Annotated in this window: 18 protein-coding genes; 9 read left to right on the forward strand and 9 right to left on the reverse strand. The window is 62.6% G+C overall.

Features of this window, described 5'->3' with window-relative positions:
* Positions 1-85: 85 nt before the first annotated feature.
* The 6 genes from B0E55_RS06425 (at position 86) to B0E55_RS06445 (ending at position 5,231) form a co-directional block, all read left to right on the forward strand.
* Entirely contained in the window at positions 86-976 is an 891-nt protein-coding gene (locus B0E55_RS06425) for a helix-turn-helix domain-containing protein (RefSeq protein WP_198538398.1), read from the forward strand.
* A gap of 53 nt (positions 977-1,029) precedes the next feature.
* Complete coding sequence (locus B0E55_RS06430; protein WP_019746350.1) at positions 1,030-2,001, forward strand: ABC transporter substrate-binding protein; 972 nt, start codon at positions 1,030-1,032, stop codon at positions 1,999-2,001.
* Positions 2,002-2,055: 54 nt separating this feature from the next.
* Positions 2,056-2,778: a FadR/GntR family transcriptional regulator gene (locus B0E55_RS06435; RefSeq protein ID WP_019746349.1), complete on the forward strand. Its 723-nt coding sequence runs from the start codon at positions 2,056-2,058 to the stop codon at positions 2,776-2,778.
* Positions 2,775-3,425, forward strand: a complete 651-nt coding sequence (locus tag B0E55_RS06440) for a sterol desaturase family protein (protein WP_019746348.1) — start codon at positions 2,775-2,777, stop codon at positions 3,423-3,425. Before B0E55_RS06435 ends, B0E55_RS06440 begins: the two co-directional genes overlap by 4 nt.
* A gap of 144 nt (positions 3,426-3,569) precedes the next feature.
* Positions 3,570-3,728 carry a hypothetical protein gene (locus B0E55_RS31875; protein ID WP_020905720.1) on the forward strand — a complete coding sequence of 53 codons (159 nt, stop codon included), beginning with the start codon at positions 3,570-3,572 and terminating at the stop codon, positions 3,726-3,728.
* A 90-nt stretch (positions 3,729-3,818) separates the two neighbouring features.
* Complete coding sequence (locus B0E55_RS06445) at positions 3,819-5,231, forward strand: amidase (RefSeq protein ID WP_080909306.1); 1,413 nt, start codon at positions 3,819-3,821, stop codon at positions 5,229-5,231.
* A 19-nt stretch (positions 5,232-5,250) separates the two neighbouring features.
* On the opposite strand, the gene B0E55_RS06450 is transcribed toward B0E55_RS06445, so the two are convergent.
* Genes B0E55_RS06450 through B0E55_RS06470 form a run of 5 tightly spaced genes read right to left on the reverse strand, consistent with a single transcriptional unit; the run spans position 5,251 to position 10,909 of the window.
* Positions 5,251-7,449: an acyl-CoA dehydrogenase gene (locus B0E55_RS06450; RefSeq protein WP_080909307.1), complete on the reverse strand. Its 2,199-nt coding sequence runs from the start codon at positions 7,447-7,449 to the stop codon at positions 5,251-5,253.
* Between the two features lie 4 nt (positions 7,450-7,453).
* Positions 7,454-8,320 (reverse strand): SDR family oxidoreductase, encoded by an 867-nt coding sequence (locus B0E55_RS06455; protein WP_007735961.1) that lies wholly within the window; start codon positions 8,318-8,320, stop codon positions 7,454-7,456.
* 41 nt (positions 8,321-8,361) lie between these two features.
* Entirely contained in the window at positions 8,362-9,237 is an 876-nt protein-coding gene (locus B0E55_RS06460; RefSeq protein WP_080909308.1) for a MaoC/PaaZ C-terminal domain-containing protein, read from the reverse strand.
* A gap of 7 nt (positions 9,238-9,244) precedes the next feature.
* Positions 9,245-9,676 carry a type II toxin-antitoxin system Rv0910 family toxin gene (locus B0E55_RS06465; protein ID WP_019746343.1) on the reverse strand — a complete coding sequence of 144 codons (432 nt, stop codon included), beginning with the start codon at positions 9,674-9,676 and terminating at the stop codon, positions 9,245-9,247.
* A 42-nt stretch (positions 9,677-9,718) separates the two neighbouring features.
* The gene (locus B0E55_RS06470; RefSeq protein WP_007735955.1) at positions 9,719-10,909 is read right to left on the reverse strand and encodes a lipid-transfer protein; all 1,191 of its coding nucleotides are present in this window, start codon (positions 10,907-10,909) and stop codon (positions 9,719-9,721) included.
* Between the two features lie 102 nt (positions 10,910-11,011).
* Between B0E55_RS06470 and B0E55_RS06475 the strand changes: the two genes are divergently transcribed.
* Positions 11,012-11,695, forward strand: a complete 684-nt coding sequence (locus tag B0E55_RS06475; protein WP_080909309.1) for a TetR/AcrR family transcriptional regulator — start codon at positions 11,012-11,014, stop codon at positions 11,693-11,695.
* Positions 11,692-12,243: a GNAT family N-acetyltransferase gene (locus tag B0E55_RS06480; protein ID WP_080909310.1), complete on the forward strand. Its 552-nt coding sequence runs from the start codon at positions 11,692-11,694 to the stop codon at positions 12,241-12,243. The genes B0E55_RS06475 and B0E55_RS06480 overlap by 4 nt, the downstream gene beginning before the upstream one ends.
* Here the strand turns inward: B0E55_RS06480 and B0E55_RS06485 are convergent.
* The 3 genes from B0E55_RS06485 to B0E55_RS06495 are packed head-to-tail and all read right to left on the reverse strand — an operon-like array spanning position 12,221 to position 14,947.
* Positions 12,221-13,678, reverse strand: a complete 1,458-nt coding sequence (locus B0E55_RS06485; protein ID WP_080909311.1) for an HNH endonuclease signature motif containing protein — start codon at positions 13,676-13,678, stop codon at positions 12,221-12,223. The two genes, B0E55_RS06480 and B0E55_RS06485, sit on opposite strands and share 23 nt — an antisense overlap.
* Before the next feature lie 35 nt (positions 13,679-13,713).
* The gene (locus tag B0E55_RS06490) at positions 13,714-14,364 is read right to left on the reverse strand and encodes a DUF6308 family protein (RefSeq protein ID WP_069146698.1); all 651 of its coding nucleotides are present in this window, start codon (positions 14,362-14,364) and stop codon (positions 13,714-13,716) included.
* A complete protein-coding gene (locus B0E55_RS06495) occupies positions 14,357-14,947 on the reverse strand; it encodes a hypothetical protein (protein ID WP_029254163.1) in 591 nt (196 codons plus the stop codon). The genes B0E55_RS06490 and B0E55_RS06495 overlap by 8 nt, the downstream gene beginning before the upstream one ends.
* Before the next feature lie 158 nt (positions 14,948-15,105).
* Between B0E55_RS06495 and B0E55_RS06500 the strand changes: the two genes are divergently transcribed.
* On the forward strand, positions 15,106-15,873 hold the full coding sequence (locus tag B0E55_RS06500) for an SDR family NAD(P)-dependent oxidoreductase (protein WP_019746337.1): 768 nt from the start codon (positions 15,106-15,108) through the stop codon (positions 15,871-15,873).
* 55 nt (positions 15,874-15,928) lie between these two features.
* Here B0E55_RS06500 and B0E55_RS06505 read toward each other — a convergent pair whose 3' ends face one another.
* On the reverse strand, positions 15,929-18,256 hold the full coding sequence (locus B0E55_RS06505; RefSeq protein WP_080909312.1) for a putative bifunctional diguanylate cyclase/phosphodiesterase: 2,328 nt from the start codon (positions 18,254-18,256) through the stop codon (positions 15,929-15,931).
* Between the last annotated feature and the right edge of the window lie 14 nt (positions 18,257-18,270).

Genomic DNA, 18,270 nt, shown 5'->3' on the forward strand with positions numbered 1-18,270 from the left:
CGTCATGGCCAACCACTGTTTCGATCGAGCCATCGATACGCGCACCCCCTCGGTCGACGGCCGGAAGCCGGTACGTTCTTGGTTCGTGACGCCTTCGCGACAGGACTTCCCCGGCATCATGTTGTGGGGAGCGCCGACCCTGGAACCGTCGACGTGGAACGAGCCGGTGTCCACCCCGAACCGGATCGTCGCGGAGCCGTGGTCCGTCAGCACCATCCGGTTCAAGAGCACGGCAACTGGCGTCTGGGATTTCCATACCCACCGCGAACATGAACTGCTGTGGTCGGCAGGTGGGACCGTCACCCTCGAAGCGTCCGAACACCTCTGGATGGTTCCGCCGATGCTCGGCATCTGGATTCCTGCCGGCACTGCGCACCGCGTCCGCTCCGACGACGGCGCCGTCATCTTCGCGACGTACCTGACGCCGGATCGAATCGACACCGATTGGGACTCGATAGTCGGCATACCCATGACCGGTGCACTTCGGGAGGTGTTGTTACACAACGAGAACAACGCCATGCCCGACCTGAAGCGACTACGGCTACAGCAGGTGGCAATCGACCTCATCCATCCCGTTCAGGCCGCGAGTCTCGACATTCCGTTGCCGAGAACGCCTGACCTTCTTTCGATTGCCCAGCAGATCATCGCCGATCCGGCGGACGACCGCACCACTTCCGACTGGGCTCGCACCATCGGCGTGAGTGGCCGGACCTTGATGCGCCGCTTCCAGGCCGACACCGGCACGACGCTCACTCAATGGCGAATTCTGGTGCGCGTCCGCGTTGCATTGATCGAGATTGCCGCAGGCAAACCTGTCGTCGCCGTGGCCCGCGGCCTCGGGTATGCCAACCCTGGAACGTTCATCGACCTGTTCAGGCAGGTCATCGGCCACACCCCCGCCGCGTACTTCCGCTCGTTCTCACCTGTCATGAAACCGCATCAGAATGGCACCAAACCCGCACGGGTGACACGTTAGCGTTGTTAGGCAAGGCAAACCATGTTGCCCGAACACGTTGGAGAACACCACAGATGCACCACCGCCGCCGTTTTGCCAGGTCTATCGCGCTCGCGGTCGGCGCGATCCTGATCGGCACGCTCGCCTCGTGCAGCTCGTCCGACGACCAGCCCTCGCCTTCGGCCGAGACCATCGACTACAGCTTCGCGGGGTACTCCGCCCAGATACCTGCCGACCCGCAGCGAGTGGTTGTCATCGACTCCCGGACGTCCCTCGAGTTCGCACTTCTCGCCGATTACCCGATCGTCGCCCTCGATTACGACGAGTCGAGCCATCTCGCATCCAAGGTCCCTGCCGATGCGGGGCATTTGGGCGGCAATCTCAGTAAGGAGGACGTGCTGAGCTACAACCCGGACCTGATCCTCATCTCCGTCGGCTGGTACGAGAGCTACAAGTCACAGAACCTCACTTTCGAGGACATCGCACCGGTTCTGGTGATCCAGGACGGCAGCTCGCCCGACAAGGAGACCGAATCACTCGGCGGGCCTCTGGGATTCATGGGCGAGCAACTGGCACTACTGGGCAAGACCGCCGCCGCCTCGGCAGCACAGGCGCGGTACGAAGCCGCTCTCGCCACTGCCCGCGACGACGTCGGTTCCGTCGCGCAGACCAAGACGATCGCCTTCGTATCGCTGATCGAGGACAAGTTCTTCGTGTTCAACACCCCGAACAACCTGACCGTCGACGTAGCGTCGTCACTCGGTTACACGATCTTGTCCAACGACGCGATCACCGCCGCTCAGTCGGCCGCGATCGGCGGCTACAGCGCCGAATTCGGTTGGGAGAATGCGGATGTGCTCGCCGACGCCGATGTCGTCGTCGCCCAGAATCTCGACTCCTGGCCGGGCAACCCGGCGTGGGATCGTGTTCCAGCCGTGGCCGCCGGCAATGTTGCACCGCTCGACTACGACGACAAGGTGGGATTCGCACTCACCTACACGGACTTCCTGAACAAGTTGGCGGACACCACTCGCAACCTGCAGTGACGCTAACTGGTCATACCACTTGACCTCTCACCAGTTAGAGTTTACGGTCGGTACATGTTCCAACCCGTTGCACGTACCTCCGCTTCCGGCGCAGTGTTCGACCAGATTTCAGTGAAAGTGCTGGCCGGAGAGTTGGCCGCGGGTGAGGCGCTACCCAGCGAGCGCAAGCTCGCCGAGGCATTCGGTGTCTCGCGGCCCGCAGTCCGCGAGGCAATTCAGAAGCTCGCCCAGGCCGGGCTCGTCGAGGTCCGCCAGGGCGAGTCCACGTCCGTGCGAGATTTTCGACGCCAGGCCGGACCCGAGCTTCTCCCCCAGTTGTTGGTTCGAGACGGCGTCCCCGACCTGACCGTGGTGCGCAGCGTCCTGGAAACTCGCGAGTTGATGGGACCGCAGATCGCGGTGCTGGCCGCCCGTCGCATCTCCGCGGAATCTGCCCGAGAACTCGACACGGCCGTGGATCAACTAGGCGCCACCGAAGATCCGGTAGAGCTGCAAGACCGCGCTCTGGCGTTCTGGGACGTCGTCGTCGACAGCGCGGATTCCATTGCCTTCCGTTTGATCTTCAACAGCCTGCGCGCTGCATACGAACCGGCCATGACTGCACTTGCCTCCGTCATGGTCGCCGAAGTCGGCCAGACCGACCTGTATCGAAAACTGGCCTCCGCCATCACTTCACACGACGAGTCAACTGCCGAGGCGTCAGCCGCACAGCTCCTTCACACCGGCACGACGGCAATCGGCGACGCTCTCACCTTCCTGGAAGGACTGAAACCATGAGCAAGCCTCTCACTCTGGCCGACGCAGCACGGACGTTCCGCAAGTCACCGACGCCGTGGATGATCGGCACCATGTTGGTGGTCGCCGCGGCAGCGCGCTTCACGCTGGGCAACTGGCAGATCACCGACGCCCTTGTTCCGCTCGTGATGCTTGCCGCATTCCCCTTCGTGGAGTGGATTATTCACGTCTTCGTTCTCCATTGGAAGCCGCGGACCATTGCCGGCGTCACCCTCGATTCACGCCTGGCGCGCAGCCATCGGGAGCACCATTTCGCCCCGCGAACCATCTCACTCATCTTCATTCCGTGGCAGACGCTCCTGATTGTGATTCCCGTCCTGACTGCCGTCGCACTCCTGGCGTTTCCCCGCGTCGAACTCGGTCTGACCTTCCTGACCTGTATTTCCGTACTCGGCCTCGGCTACGAGTGGACTCATTTCCTCATCCACAGTGACTACAAGCCGAAAACTGCTCTCTACCGGTCGGTTTGGCGCAACCATCGCAACCATCACTTCAAGAACGAGCACTACTGGTTCACCGTCACCACCGCGGGAACGGCCGATCGCGTACTGGGCACGTACCCCGATCCCAAATCCGTCGAGACATCCCCGACAGCCAAGAACCTGCATGGCACCGCGTCGAAGCTGTGAAGAAACGCCGATTCCTGGCCCCTAGCTGGCAATGAACTTGAACTTGACTGTGTATCAGTGATTTTCGTTGAAACCCACCCGAACCGTGCTTAGTGTCGATGGAGTCAGAAGTTCGAAAAACGCTGTAACCGAAGGACACAACACATGTTCAACGATGTATTCAACAACGTCATCCACCCGATGGTCACGAACTTCCAGCAGTTGGGTCCCCAGCAGTTCATTCCTCAGCAGTTCATCCCTCAGGGCCTGTTCCAGCAGGCACCGCAGGCAGCAGAGCAGGCAGTGACGATCTTCGGTAGCTGATACCGCAATCCACAGATAGCGCCACTCAGGGGTCGTCCGTCCAATATGCTGGACGGACGACCTGAGTGCCTCCGCCTGACAAGGATCCCCATGAGCCCCAACACCCCCGTCCACGCATTCACCGATGACGCCCTGGGCGATCTCGACGCCACCGGCGTCGCCGCCCGGATCAAATCAGGCGAGGTGACCGCACGGGAAGTCATGGAGGCGTCGATCGCGCGCGCCGAGGCAGTGCAGGGGCAATTGAACGGTCTGGCCTGCACAGACTTCGATCGCGCCCTCGCCAGGAGCAACCGGCCGGCCACGGGCATCTTCGCCGGCGTCCCCACCGCGATCAAAGACAACACCGACAGCGCCGGCCTTCCCACCCAGCAGGGCAGCACCGCCTTCACAGCAGTCCCCGCCAAGGCTGACAGCGATTTCGCGAAGCAGTTCCTCTCCACCGGGGCCATTTCGATCGGCAAGACCCGACTGCCCGAGTTCGGATTCAGTGCGTCCACCGAGTACATGACGGAAGAACCCGTGCACAACCCGTGGAACCCGGCCTACTCGTCGGGCGCTTCCTCGGGTGGCGCTGCCGCACTGGTTGCTGCCGGAGTCCTCCCGATCGCGCACGCCAACGACGGTGGTGGATCGATTCGCATTCCCGCCGCTGCCTGCGGACTGGTCGGACTCAAACCCACTCGCGGCCGTACCATCGCCGATCCGGCCGACAAGTCGATGCCGATCCGGCTGATCTCTCAGGGCGCCGTCACCCGCACGGTTCGCGACACCGCACGATGGATGTCAGCGGCCGAAAGTTACTACCGCAATCCACGACTCGCACCGGTTCGCCTGATCGAAGGACCCAGCTCAACCCGCCTGCGCGTCGGCGTGATCACCGATTCCGTGACGGTCACCAAGACCGACGACGAGACACGCAAGTCCGTCGAAGCTACGGCTGAACTCCTTGCCGGCCTTGGCCATCACGTCGAGGACGCGGCATTGCCCGTCGGACCGGAATTCATCGACGACTTCAGCATCTACTGGGGCTTTTTGTCGTTTGCCATCTCCACCGGTGGCAAACAGATGCTCGGGCCCGACTTCGACAAGTCCGGCACCGACAATCTCACCAAGGGCCTGTACACGCTGTACCGGAAGAACCTGGTGAAGACGCCGCGCGTGCTCTACCGCCTGCGACGGCTCCAGCAGCAGTACAGCGCCATGTTCTTGAAGTACGACGTCGTGCTCTCGCCGGCTCTGGGGCACACCACCCCCGAGCTCGGATACCTCTCTCCCGCTCAGCCTTTCGAGGAGCTTTTCGACAAGTTGATCGCGTACACGTCGTTCACACCGCTCAACAACATCTCCGGTGGTCCCGCGATTTCGCTACCGATGCACCAGACCAGCAACGGTTTGCCGTTGGCTTCGCATTTCTCCGCCGATCTCGGCGACGAGCGCACACTCCTCGAATTGGCCTTCGAACTGGAAGAGGCTCAGCCCTGGAGAAGAATCCAGGACTGAGCCTCACCGGTAAATACCCTCAGTCTCGCGGCAATCCGAGCATGCGCTCACCGATCACGTTGAGTTGCACCTCGGTTGTGCCGCCGTAGATGGTGGTGGCACGGCCCGAAATGAGCTGCTCCATCGCCTTGTCGCTTGGCTGACCTGGGATGCTGACTGCTCCGGCAGCACCCAGTTCGGCGACGACGAACTCGGCGATCGACTGGCTGATCTTCATCGCCAACAGCTTGCCGACGCTCGACGTCGTACTCACGTCGATTCCCGAAAGTTGCTTGAGCACAACGCGGGAGCCGATGAGGTCGATCGCCTGACTCTCGGCCACCAGCTCGCCGACGCGGTAGCGCCCGATCGGGCTCAGGTCTGCCGACTTCGCGAACTTCAGTAGATCGGAGTCCGAGGCGTACGCCTCCATCTTCTGGCTCAGGGCGACGCGCTCGCCGGCCAGCGTCGTACGTGCGACGTTCCAGCCGTCGTTGACCTCGCCGACCACGTTCTCGTCGGGGATGAACACGTCGTCGAGGAACACCTCGTTGAACAACGCCGAACCCGTCATCTCACGCAGCGGGCGGACGGTGATGCCCGGTGTCGACATATCGAGCACGAAGTAGGTGATGCCCTGATGCTTCGGCTTGGTGGCGTCCGTACGGGCGATCAGCATTGCCCAGTCGGAGAACTGCGCAACCGTGGTCCAGATCTTCTGACCGGTGATCTTCCAACCGCCGTCGACCTTTTCGGCCTTCGTGGACAATGACGCGAGGTCGGAACCAGCACCGGGCTCACTGAAGAGCTGGCACCACACCAGCTCACCCTGCAGGGTCGGTATTGCCAATTCCTGCTTCTGCTTGTCCGAACCATGCGCTACGACGGCCTGCACGGCCCAGGTGCCCATCAGGAGCTGCGGCATCGAGATACCCGCAGCCTTGATCTCCTGGGAGATGACGATCTGCTCGAGCGGAGCGGCGCTGCGCCCGTACGGCTTCGGCAGGTGAGGCTGAACCCAGCCGCCGTCGCCGAGCGCGATCAGCTGGTCGTCCTCGTCGAGCTCGACCAACTTGGCAAGCTCGGCCGCAATGTCGCCGCGGATCTCCTCTGCCTCGGGCGGCAGTTCGAGAACCGAAGCCCGGCTGACACCGTCAAGTGCCTGCTGCGCAACACGGTTGGCACGATCCTCGCGGGTGCCGAGAATGCCGCGGATCGAGAGCGCGCGCCGGTAGTACAGGTGGGCGTCGTGCTCCCACGTGAATCCGATGCCGCCGTGGACCTGCACACAATCCTGCGCTACCTGCACTGCGGCGTCCGGCACGATGACTGCGGCGATATCGGCGGCAAAATCTGCCGTGTCGTCGCCCTTGTCCAATGCGCTTGCCGCATCCCACACAACGGCGCGTGCCTGCTCGAGCGCAATGCCCATCTGCGCACACTTGTGCTTGACGCCCTGGAACTGGCCGATGGGTCGCCCGAACTGCACGCGTGTCTTGGCGTACTCCGACGCAGTGGAAACACACCAGGACATGACGCCGACGTCTTCGGCGCCGAGAACGACTGCGGCAATGGACCGTACCCGCGCCTCGGTGAGACCGTCGAGTATCCGTTCGGCGCTGATCTGAACATTGTCAGCTTCGATCCGCGCACTGCCGCGCAGCACGTCGATGCTGTCCTGCACGGTGATCGCGACTGCGCTGCTCTCGAGCACCGCGTAGCGGACACCCTCGGGCAACTGGATCGGGACCAGCAGCACGTCGGCGTGTTCACCGCCGAGCACACCGTCGAGTGCGCCCGTGATCTTGTATCCGCCGTCCGACGACTCGGCCGTCAACGGTGCACCCAAGGCGACTGCTGCCGTACGACTTCCGTCGATCAGACCCGGCAGGAACTCGGGTCCCGCCTTGGAATCGGCGGCACCGAGAACGGCGCTTGCCAATACTGTCGGAACAAACGGGCCGGGAGAGACAGTGCGGCCCAATGCTTCCAGTGCCACCGCCAAGGTCAGCAGACCGGCGCCGTGACCACCCTGTTCTTCCGGAACCGCGAGCCCGAGAAGGTCTTGCCCGACCAGGGCCGTCCAGAACTCGGGGAACTTGTCCTCGGTCCTCGACTCCACCGCCGCGCGCACCTGCTCGGTAGTGATGGTGCGCTCGGCGAATGACCGCACCGAATCTGCGAGTGCGGTGTGCTCCTCACTCAGCCCGAGGCCGAGTTCGTATGCGTTGCGTGCCATGCGCTTACAGACGTTCTGCGAGGTCGGCGGTGGTCCAGGGACCCTCGCTCTCGATGGTGTTCACACCGTGCCAGCCGGCGAGTTCCGTGATGGCCCCACCCTGAACGGCATACACCTTGCCGGTCAGCTTGCAATCCGCTGCCGCTAGATAGGCCACCAGCGGGGAGATGTTGGACGGCGCAAACGCGTCGAACTCACCCTCGGGGACCTCGGCGGCGAACAACGCGCCCATACCGGGTGTCGCCAGCGTCAGCCGAGTACGCGCGATCGGCGCAATAGCGTTGACACGCACGCCGTATCGATCGAGCTCGTCAGCGGCCACCAGAGTCAGGGCTGCGATGCCCGCCTTGGCGGCGCCGTAGTTGCCCTGGCCCGCGTTGGGCATGAAGGTACCCGAAGCCGAAGCGGTGTTGATGACCGAAGCGTTGACGGTCTCGCCTGCCTTGCTCTGGTCCTTCCAGTACGCGGCAGCGTGGTGCAGCGTCGCCGCGTGACCCTTGAGGTGCACGGCAATGACTGCATCCCACTGGCTCTCGTCCATGCCGGCAATGAAGGCGTCACGGAGAATGCCCGCGTTGTTGACCAGTACGTCGAGTCGGCCGAACTCGCTGACGGCCTGCTTGACGAGGCCCTCGGCCCCGTCCCAGGTGGCGATGTTGTCGGTGTTGGCAACAGCCTTTCCGCCTGCGGCGACGATCTCGTCGACTACCTGCTGCGCCGGGCCGGCATCTGCGCCCGATCCGTCGTTTGCGCCGCCGAGATCGTTGACCACGACGCTCGCACCCTCACGAGCGAAGAGCAGCGCATGCTCACGGCCGATGCCGCGTCCTGCTCCGGTGATGATCGCTACGCGACCGTCGAGACTTCCCATCAGTTCAGATTCCCATCAGTTCAGTTGTCGGACATGAAGACTCATTTGTCGGCGATGACCGCGAGGCCGTCCTTGATGACGAGGTCGCCGACCGCGCTGGTTTCGTACGAGTACGACGTGGCTCCGTCTGCCGAACCCGACTTGTAGAACACCGTCTCGATGTCCTGGGTCGGGAGCACGGGCTTCGCGAATCGCACTGCGAGACGGCGCAACCGCTCGGTCTCTCCGCCCGCCAGTTCGGTCAAGGCTCCCCACGACGTGAACGCCATCGTGCACAGTCCGTGGTTGATGATTCCGGGGAGCCCGGACATCCGAGCGATCTCCTCGTCGAGGTGAATCGGCATCGGATCGCCGGAAGCCGGTGAGTACCGGAACGTCTGGTCCTCGTCGATGTGCTGGTTCACCACCGCTGCGGGACTACCCGCGCGAAGAGCGTCGTCGAATCGGTGTTCGGGAGCCTTCTCGCCAAGTCCGGGGCCTGCGTCGACCTTGCGGAAGAAGGCCGTCATCCACTGCTCGTTGACCAATTCACCCTTGTCGGTTTTGGTTTCGACATAGATGACGACGGTGGATCCGTTGTCCCGGCCCTCGAATCCGATGGGCTTGGCACGAGCGACAAGGTGGTCACCGGGGTAGATCGGACGGTGGAACAGGAAGTCCTGCTCACCGTGAACGAGCTTCATCAGCAGTTCGACCGGCGCCACCGACAGCGCAGCGGGTGCCATCGACATGAAGACGGGTACCACCGCGAAGACCGGTGGAGCGATCTCGCCCTCCAGGTGTCGCTCGATGGGATCGTTGGTGGCAGCGGCATATTCAGCGATGCGCTCGGCTGTCACCTCGAAGTGCTCCGGATCGGTCCATACGCCCAGCCCGGACGTATCGAATTCGACCGCGTTGGTCTTCGGTGTCGTCATTGAGCCGTTACCCGACCAGCTCGGCGAACTTGGCCAGCGAGGCCTCGAGGTCAGCCTTGGCGTTCTTGGCTACTGCCTTGCCGATCGGCCCGACGATCATGGTGCCCTTGAAGCTGGCGTCGACGGTTGCCTTCGAACCGGCACCGTCGGCCTCGACCGAGAGAACGAATTCGACGGTGACGCCGGCCATTCCGGTACCGGCAATCTTGACCATCTTCGGAACCTCGACCTCTTCGACGGTCCACTCGATCTTGTTTGCCATACCCATCACGGAGACGACCTCGGTGAACTTGGCGCCCAACGCAACCTGGGTGGGGAGTTCACTCTTCCAGCCCTGGTGAATGGTGAGCCACTCTTCCCAGCGAGACAGGTCGGAGAGCGCATCCCAGGTCTTCTCGGGGGATGCGGGCAGTACAGCGGAGACGGAAACGGAAGCCATGATGAAACTCCTGGTGGGTAGCTGGCGGGTTGTGGGTGTGATTCAGCGTGCGTAGGGCTTGTATGCGGTCACGACAACTGCGCCGCCGAGTCCGATGTTGTGCTGGAGCGCGACCTTCGCACCGTCGACCTGGCGCTTGTCGGCGGTTCCGCGGAGCTGCCAGGTGAGTTCGGCGCACTGGGCAAGACCGGTTGCGCCGAGGGGGTGACCCTTGGAGATGAGGCCGCCGGACGGGTTGACCACCCAGCGTCCGCCGTAGGTGGTGTCGTCGGCGTCGACGAGCTTGCCGCCGTCACCTTCGGCGCACAGTCCGAGTGCCTCGTACGTCAGCAACTCGTTGGTGGAGAAGCAGTCGTGGAGTTCGATGACGTCGACGTCGTCGGCGGTGATCCCGGCCTGCGCGTACACCTTCTCAGCGGCCTTACGAGTCATGTCCGCGCCGACGAGACTGATCGCGCTCTTGTCCTCGAAGGTGCTGTTCATGTCGGTGACCATGGCCTGCCCGACGATCTCGATCGCCTGAGCAGCGAGGCCGTGCTTCTCGACGAATGCTTCGCTGGCGATGATCGCCGCGCCGGATCCGTCCGAGGTAGGCGAGCACTGGAGCTTGGTGAGCGGCCCGTGGATCTGGCGTGCTTCGAGGATCTGCTCGAGGGTGTACTCGTCCTGGAACTGCGCGTACGGGTTGTTCAGTGAGTGCTTGTGGTTCTTGACGGCGATCTTCGCGAACTGCTCTGCAGTGGTTCCGAAGCGTTCCATGTGCTCGACGCCGGCCGCGCCGAACATGTACGGAGCGGGCGGCATCGCGAACTCCTGCAGTTCGGCGAGAGCGAGGAGGTGCCGCATGAGTGGCTGTTCACGGTCGTCGTAGGTGGATCCGAGGGACCCGGACTGCATCTTCTCGAAGCCCAGCGCCAGTGCGCAGTCGGCCTGACCACTCTTGACTGCCTGCGTGGCGAGGTAGAGCGCGGTCGATCCCGTCGAACAGTTGTTGTTGACGTTGACGATGGGGATGCCCGTCAGACCCAGCTCGTAGACAGCCCGCTGACCTGCGGTGGACTCGCCGTAGACGTAGCCGACGTATGCCTGCTCGACCTCGGTGTAGTCGATACCCGCGTCTTCGAGCGCCTTGGTACCCGACTCGCGTGCCATGTCGGGGTAGTCCCACTCGCGGGCTCCCGGCTTCTCGAACTTCGTCATGCCGACGCCGACGACAAAAACCCTGTTACTCATTGCCACTCCTGAAGAGAACGGTATCTGTGTGTGACACGCTGTCCCACCAAAGTATGTGAGACATCTTGTCCAGTCAATGGCGGGGTGAGTATCGTTCGATTTATGACAAAAACAGCCGAGTCGGCGCAGCCCGACGGGCGCAGCACTCGCTGGAACGATCACAAGGAGCAGCGCAAAGCGCGGATCCTCGACGCAGCACTCGATGCAGTCAACGAAGGTGGCGCCGACGTCGGCGTCCAGCAGATCGCCGAGCGCGCCGACGTCCCACGTTCCGTTGTCTACCGGATCTTCAAGGATCGAGCCGACCTCGACGAGCAGCTGCGAGTTCGCATCCTCGAGATGATGATGACCGACCTGACACCCACCCTCACGCCGCAGGGTACGGTCGGCGAGGCTATCTCACGGGCAGTCGAGACCTACCTCCAGTGGATTGTGAAATACCCACGACTGCACCACTTTTTAGGCAAGGGCTCGCCGAGTACGCGGGCAACCGGTTCGAAAGTGGTGACCGGAACCAAGACAGCCATCGCCGTCCAATTGGGGAACCTCTTGGGCGCGATCCTCGCCAGCCGCGGCAAACCGTCGAAGATGGCGGAGCCCTTGGCTTTCGGCGTCATCGGATTGGTCGACGTCAGCGTCAACCGTTGGCTCAGCCAGCCGGGTTCCGATGTGACCAGTGCGGAATTGGCCGAGTTTCTCGGGCGCTCCATCTGGCAGGTTCTGGACGGCAATCTTCGGAGCATCGGCGTCGACATAACTCTGTCGACTCCGATCGCCGACCTGTGACAGTCACCGAACTACCCTGGACACTCGACGGACGTGGACTTCAACTGATCCGGGTTCCATCACTCGCCCTACATGCACTGGGTGGAGACAACGCCACTCTCGCAATGGAACTCGAACCCAACCTGCTGACCCCGTATCTCCTCGGCGAAGAATGCCAGGGCTTGTGGCGCTACCGGAGCACGCAGATATCCGGGAACCCACTCGACAGCGCGTGGATCACCCGCATCGCCGTCGATGCCCGCACCTCGACGCCGGTGGGGTTGGCCGGATTCCACGGTCGCCCCGATGCGCGCGGGATGGTGGAGATCGGATATCGCATCGACCCGGTATTCCGGCGACTGGGCTACGCTCGAACTGCCCTCGAGATACTTCTCGACGTCGCGAGTCGCCAATCCGAAGTGCACATCGTTCGAGCGACCATCAGCCCGGAAAACATCGCATCGCGAAATCTGATCAGCCAGTACGGTTTCAACGAAGTCGGTGAGCAGTGGGACGAAGAAGACGGTCTGGAGACCATCTTCGAAGTCAGCGCCTCTCCGGAACCGTGACAGCCGTCAACCCGCTGGTGCTGTCGGTCCAGTGAATGGCACGATCCACGAGCATCACCGGCGTCCATAACCTGTATGTCTTCACCTGATGGTGATGGCGACACAGGCATTGGAGGTTGCTCGCAATGGTCCACCCACCGCGTCTCGGGTCGGAAGGATCGAACTCGGTGATGTGGTCGAGTTGGCACCTGTTCGCGGGCACCGAACAACCAGGGAACCGGCAGTGACCGTCGACGGCCCGCACCAATGCGGCCAGAGCCGCTCCCGGAGCATAGGTCAGCGCGCCGGGAGGTGGATCGGGCTGGGCGCCATGCCCATCCGATCTTCGAACTATGTCCGGGGCTCGCGCGACCAACCGTTGCATCGCCCGAATCCGATCTCCGCAGCCTTTCGGTTCGCGACTCAGGCGATCACGTCGGGTGACAAGCGGCAGGACAGTCGGAGCATGTCGCCGACGCGGTCGATTCCCGGCGGCCTGAGAGCGAAAGTCGACAAACAGTGCCTGCCAAGTGGAATCGGTGGCAAGCTCGCGAGCAAAGTCGGGATCGATTGGCCCGTACCCGTCGATACTCGCGGGATCTGACGTCAATCCGAGGAGCGTCGCCAGATCGCACACGATGTGCAGCAACGGCTTCCGACGTGAGGGCGCAGTTGATCGAGCTGCTGGGGATACTGCCTCGCACGTTTCGCTGCCACACTGGCAAGTCAGCCCCTGTTCGCCGTGCAGGAGAGCGACCAACGCGTCGGCCCGGCGCGTCGAGGCATTCCGAGGATCGTGGTTGCAGACGCTTCCGGCGGCCTCGTTGATCAGGCCAAGCGCTTCGACAGCCTCGTTCGCGCTGAGTGTTGCCTGCAACTGGGCGAGTCCGTGACGGTCTGCACGCGTGCGAACATCGCGGTGTTCCAGCATTTTCCGGCGACGTTCGGCGGCAGCATCCGGATCGTAGGCAAAGAGCTGACGTTCGATGTCGCGCTCGAGTTGCCCGGGCGGAAGACGGTGCGCGGAGGCAAGTACTCGGCGCTCGAGTGCTGCGATCGCCTCGGGGGCGGCCCCGGTGAGTCCGTCGACAATCTTGCGCACACGCGCATAGTCCAGCTCGCCGGCAGCAAATGAAGCCTTGGTGAGCGGAAGGAACTCGCGCAAGGCGTCACCGATCTCGATGTGAACTTCGGCTGTGCGCCGCGAACACGTGAGCATGACCGCGATCTCGTTGCACGCGATCCGCCACGCCTTGTCGACATCACCGGACACGTCGAGCTCCGCATTGAATCTCGACTCCGACAACATGGATGCACCGAGCACCTTCTGTGCGGCTAGCATGTTCTCGCTCTGCGCCGTTGCAAAGAGCATGTCCGGCAGCACGAGTGGATCGACGACAGGACGGCCGTCATCTACAACTGCCCCCACACCGCCCGTCGATCCATTATCGAACATACATTCGAGACTAGACCTGCCCACCGACAAGAAAGCTAGAGTGCCGGTTTGTATCCCTTACCCTGCATCCAGGCGAGCACATCCAGCACCCGGATCGCCGGAACGGCATCGTCCAGTCCGGCCCGAACTCGCAAGTCGAGCAATCTCACGTGTAATTCTCCGTCGTGCAAGGCCTCTCGTACCGGTTCCAGATGGGCAGCCTTCGTTCCCAACTCCCGCCCGATGACGTCGTCGTAAATCGGGTAGAGCCGCGGACGCTTGCGTGCGATCAGTTTGGACGCCATGGTTCGCCCGACGCCGTGAATCTCTCGAAGCGCCGTCTCCAACCGCCACACCGGAGATTCCGGAGTGAAGGGATCGGGTTCGTTCGACAGATCGCGATCGGGGCCCACGTCAGCCAGGAGTCGGTTCAGTTCGGCATTGTTCTCCCCGAGTAGGAAGAAGGCCCCTTGCGCCGGAACCTGAACCGACAGAAGCGTCACCGCAACAAGATCTTCCGCGGTAAAGATGTTCGCATCACGATCGCGGTTGCCACTGGGATCCCAGGAATCCCACAGCGCACCGGTACGGAGATAGCCCGTCTTTCGGAGCGGCCTCGTGAAGTATTCCTGCAGCACGTCGACCGCGCCGGCATCGTCCCCGTCTCGCAGCACACGCGGGAGGCGGATGGGCAACTGATCAACCATGGTCGAGCGACCTTTCCAGTACATATTTGGCGAATCCGGAGTTGTGATACTGCCGAAATGGGCCCTTGCCCTTGGCAACAAGATGCTCCGCGAGCGGACGAACCGTCGTCATGTCGACGGGCAGTTGAGCAAACTGTTCCAACGCATCCGAGTCCTCGAGACTGCAGTCGATCACGGTCCCGTCGCCGTCGGCGGACGCCAACTCGGTGCGTCTGATGGCGACCAGATCGTGCTTGGCATCGAGTTCTTCGATGCTGCAGCCGGTTCGCGATTCCAGTGCCGAACTGGATACGTACACGGACATGACGTGCTCGATCGGCTTACCGCCGACGAGGTGGCACTCGACGCTCAGAATCTCCATCGGACCGATGTTGAGTGTGAACAAGCGATGGCGCTCCGCCGATCGATTTGTCGACGGCAGGCAACTGATCGTCCACTGTTCGATCTCGACGGCGGCGGGCGCATCGAACGCGTAGGAGAGAACCTCGGCAATCAGCTCGGCAAGATCTTCGAAGAGCGGGTCGCGCTGCAACCGCTCGAAATTCTCGACAGAAGCGGCGGGACGCACAGGCGCCTTGCTCACGCAGGTCCCCTCTCGTCCGGTGCTTTGCTCTCAGACCTCGCGTCCAAGGTACCCAGCCCTACGCGGGTCTCGCGCGTTCGCCCTCACATACACCCTCGCGTTATGGTTCTCGACACGCACCACCGCCTTACCGATCGCTAACTCGAGGAGCACACGAAGTGGAAATCAAGGGAACCGCAGCACTGGTCACCGGAGCGGCATCAGGCCTCGGCGCCGCAACAGCCAAGCGCCTCGCCGACGCCGGTGCTACCGTCTTCGGCCTGGATCTGCCCGCGTCGATCGAGCGCGCAGGCGACAACGTCCCCGCCGGCGTCACTCTCATCCCCACCGACGTGACCAGCGGCGAAGAGGTCGAGGCAGCGATCAACCAGATCGTCGAGTCGGGCTCCCCGCTGCGTATCGTCGTCAACTGTGCCGGTGTCGGCTGGGCCGGACGCATCCTGTCCAAGAAGGGTCCGCACGACCTCGAGCTGTTCCGCACGGTCATCACCGTCAACCTGCTCGGCACCTTCAACGTCATGCGCCTCGCGGCCGACGCCATCTCCAAGACCGAGGCCGTCGACGAGTCCGGCCAGCGTGGCGTCGTCATCAACACCGCTTCCGTTGCTGCCTTCGAAGGACAGATCGGCCAGATCGCGTACTCCGCTTCCAAGGGCGGAGTGCACGGCATGACTGTTCCGGCTGCCCGTGACCTCGCGCAGTTCGGCATCCGCGTCAACACGATCGCCCCCGGCATCATCGACACCCCGATGCTCGCAGGCGTCACCGACGAGTACCGCAAGGGCCTCGAGGCCGGCGTTCCGTTCCCGTCCCGCCTGGGCCAGCCGTCCGAGTACGCGCAACTCGCGCAGATGATCGTCGAGCACGACTACCTCAACGGCGAGACCATCCGCATGGACGGCGCTCTGCGCATGGCGCCGCGCTAACCTCCCTGCTGTGCGCCTTTATTAACCGCCCGCGGTTAATAAAGGCGCACAGTTGTCAGAACGAATGAAAATACCCACCGCTGGATTGGGCAGTTGCGCTGAGGTACTCGGCCACTTCCGTCGCCGGCATCGGTCGGCTGACGTAGTAACCCTGAACCAATTCGCAACCGGCGGTACGCAAGAGACTCAATTGGTCGGCCGTCTCCACGCCTTCCGCCAATGACTGCATACCGAGCGCCTTCGCCACCTCGACCACCGAAGTGACAACTGCCGAATCACCCTCGCTCAGTTCGGTGATGAACGACCGGTCGATCTTGAGAATGTCCAACGGCAGTTTCTTCAAACTCTCGAAAGACGAATAGCCAGTTCCGAAGTCGTCCAGGGCAATCGCAATTCCGGTGGCACGCAGACGATCCAGCTCGGCGACGGCAAGCTCCTCTACCGCTCCCGTCTCTGTGATTTCCAGCTGAAGCCGTTTGCTGGACAGACCGGATGCCTCCAGCGCATCGTTGACTGCTGATCCGAAGCCGGACGACATCAGTTGCACCGGAGAGACGTTCACCGTCACGTAGGTATCATCGGGCCAGGTCGTCGCTTCGGCGCAGGCCATGTGTAAAACCTGAAGCCCCAGCGGGACTATCAAGCCTGTCTCCTCCGCGACATCGATGAAAATGCGCGGCGCAAGCACTCCCCGCACCGGATGGTTCCAGCGAAGCAGTGCCTCGAATCCCTCGACGCGGCCGGTGTCCGCACGAACCTGCGGTTGGTAGTACAGCTCGAACTGCCGAGACTCGATCGCAAGCCCAAGCTCTTGCAGGGCCGATGCTCGTTCCCTGGCCCGCGCCCGCAGCGCCGGTGAGTATTTTCCGACCCGGTTCTTGCCGGCGGATTTTGCGGCATACAGCGCCAGGTCCGCGGACATGACAAGCGTGTCCGCGTCTTCGGAATCTGCCGGCGAGCTGGCATAACCGATCGATGCACGAACCTCGATGCGATTCCCCCGCACGAAAAACGGCTCACGTAGTGCGCCCAGATAGCGAGCAAACACCTCGCCGCCGTCCCCTGTTCCCCGCAAGACGACGCCGAATTCGTCGCCACCGATTCGGGCACACATGGCACCGTCGACCACCCGATTGAGCCGTGCAGCAACGGAAATCAGCAATTTGTCGCCGACGGGGTGTCCTAACGTGTCGTTCACCGACTTGAAATTGTCCAGGTCGAGGATGCCGACAAGAACCTGCTCGCCGGTCCGGACAGCGCCGAGCGCGTCGGACAGCTCCGTGCCGAACGTCCGGCGATTCGGGAGCCCGGTCAGTCCGTCGGTTGCAGCGAGCCACAGAATTCGCCGCTCGTAGTTGTACTTCTCGGTGATGTCCGAGCCCACGCCTCGCCAACCCACGAACTCCATGGCCTCGGAAAGCCTGGGATGACCCGACAGAGACCACCATCGGTCGACGCCGCCGACACGAACGGGAATGACGACCTCTCGAAACGGCATGAGGCGGTAGAGGTGATCTCCGATGACGTGGACCGCGGCTCGTCCACTCTTCGTCGAACCGACGTCGAGCCGATCCAACAATCCGCGCAGCGACAGGGTTCGCAGGTCGGAGACAGAGACTCCCGAGATCTGCGACAGCCGAGCGGAGGTGTGCGACAACGTCCCGGTGGTGTCGACTTCCCACAGCCAGTCGCGTGACCCGCCCTCGAAATCGTCGAGAAGCAAACTGACCGTCTGGCGCTCGGCAGCAGCCTCGAACTCGGCAAGACAACGACTTCGGAACGACGCCCAGAGGTACACGACGCCGATAATCAGTGTCACCGAGTAAACGACCAACTGGAACGAGAGGACAGTGTATTCCGTGGTTCTCTTAGGCAGGATAACGACGAGCAATCCGATGCTGTGCACCAGAATCCACGCTACCGCTATCGACCGAACAGTCGACAATGCCACGGCGCCGGCGCCCATGACTCCGGCGAATGTCGCTATAAGCACAAGCTTTCGCGAGTTGTCCGTCACGGGAAGCATCGCGGCGGCGAGAACGACAAGCAGAAGCCCAAGCAGGATCACCTCGAGCATGAGCGCCCAGTAGTCATACCTCGTCGTATGTTTGGGCGTGTACCGGCCCTTCAGGACGACTCGCGGTATCCAGACGCGCACCGAATTGAGGACAACCAAGAAGGCCGCAGAACCCCAGATCACCCGAAACTCGTTGTGACCGGGGGGTATGACGTACGCAAGCAAAGCGCATACGCTGAGTACCTTGACCATGTTGGCCAGTGGCGCGACCGTCGTCACCTGCAGTATCTGGCGTGCGAAGAGGTCGCGCCGCTCGACGTCAGACAGTTCGGCGTCGCTCGCACTCGAAGTCAGCCTGCTCAGCATGCAACACCCTCCAT

It is taken from the genome of Rhodococcus sp. 66b, assembly GCF_002076325.1.
Lineage (GTDB): Bacteria > Actinomycetota > Actinomycetes > Mycobacteriales > Mycobacteriaceae > Rhodococcus_F > Rhodococcus_F erythropolis.

Coding starts and splice junctions, on each gene's coding strand:
- B0E55_RS06470 (WP_007735955.1), bottom strand. CDS start 10,909: ATGAGTAACAGGGTTTTTGTCGTCGGCGTCGGCATGACGAAGTTCGAG.
- B0E55_RS06485 (WP_080909311.1), bottom strand. CDS start 13,678: ATGTTCGATAATGGATCGACGGGCGGTGTGGGGGCAGTTGTAGATGAC.
- B0E55_RS06505 (WP_080909312.1), bottom strand. CDS start 18,256: ATGCTGAGCAGGCTGACTTCGAGTGCGAGCGACGCCGAACTGTCTGAC.
- B0E55_RS06460 (WP_080909308.1), bottom strand. CDS start 9,237: ATGACGACACCGAAGACCAACGCGGTCGAATTCGATACGTCCGGGCTG.
- B0E55_RS06465 (WP_019746343.1), bottom strand. CDS start 9,676: ATGGCTTCCGTTTCCGTCTCCGCTGTACTGCCCGCATCCCCCGAGAAG.
- B0E55_RS06455 (WP_007735961.1), bottom strand. CDS start 8,320: ATGGGAAGTCTCGACGGTCGCGTAGCGATCATCACCGGAGCAGGACGC.
- B0E55_RS06435 (WP_019746349.1), top strand. CDS start 2,056: ATGTTCCAACCCGTTGCACGTACCTCCGCTTCCGGCGCAGTGTTCGAC.
- B0E55_RS06450 (WP_080909307.1), bottom strand. CDS start 7,449: ATGGCACGCAACGCATACGAACTCGGCCTCGGGCTGAGTGAGGAGCAC.
- B0E55_RS06440 (WP_019746348.1), top strand. CDS start 2,775: ATGAGCAAGCCTCTCACTCTGGCCGACGCAGCACGGACGTTCCGCAAG.
- B0E55_RS06475 (WP_080909309.1), top strand. CDS start 11,012: ATGACAAAAACAGCCGAGTCGGCGCAGCCCGACGGGCGCAGCACTCGC.
- B0E55_RS31875 (WP_020905720.1), top strand. CDS start 3,570: ATGTTCAACGATGTATTCAACAACGTCATCCACCCGATGGTCACGAAC.
- B0E55_RS06445 (WP_080909306.1), top strand. CDS start 3,819: ATGAGCCCCAACACCCCCGTCCACGCATTCACCGATGACGCCCTGGGC.
- B0E55_RS06490 (WP_069146698.1), bottom strand. CDS start 14,364: ATGGTTGATCAGTTGCCCATCCGCCTCCCGCGTGTGCTGCGAGACGGG.
- B0E55_RS06430 (WP_019746350.1), top strand. CDS start 1,030: ATGCACCACCGCCGCCGTTTTGCCAGGTCTATCGCGCTCGCGGTCGGC.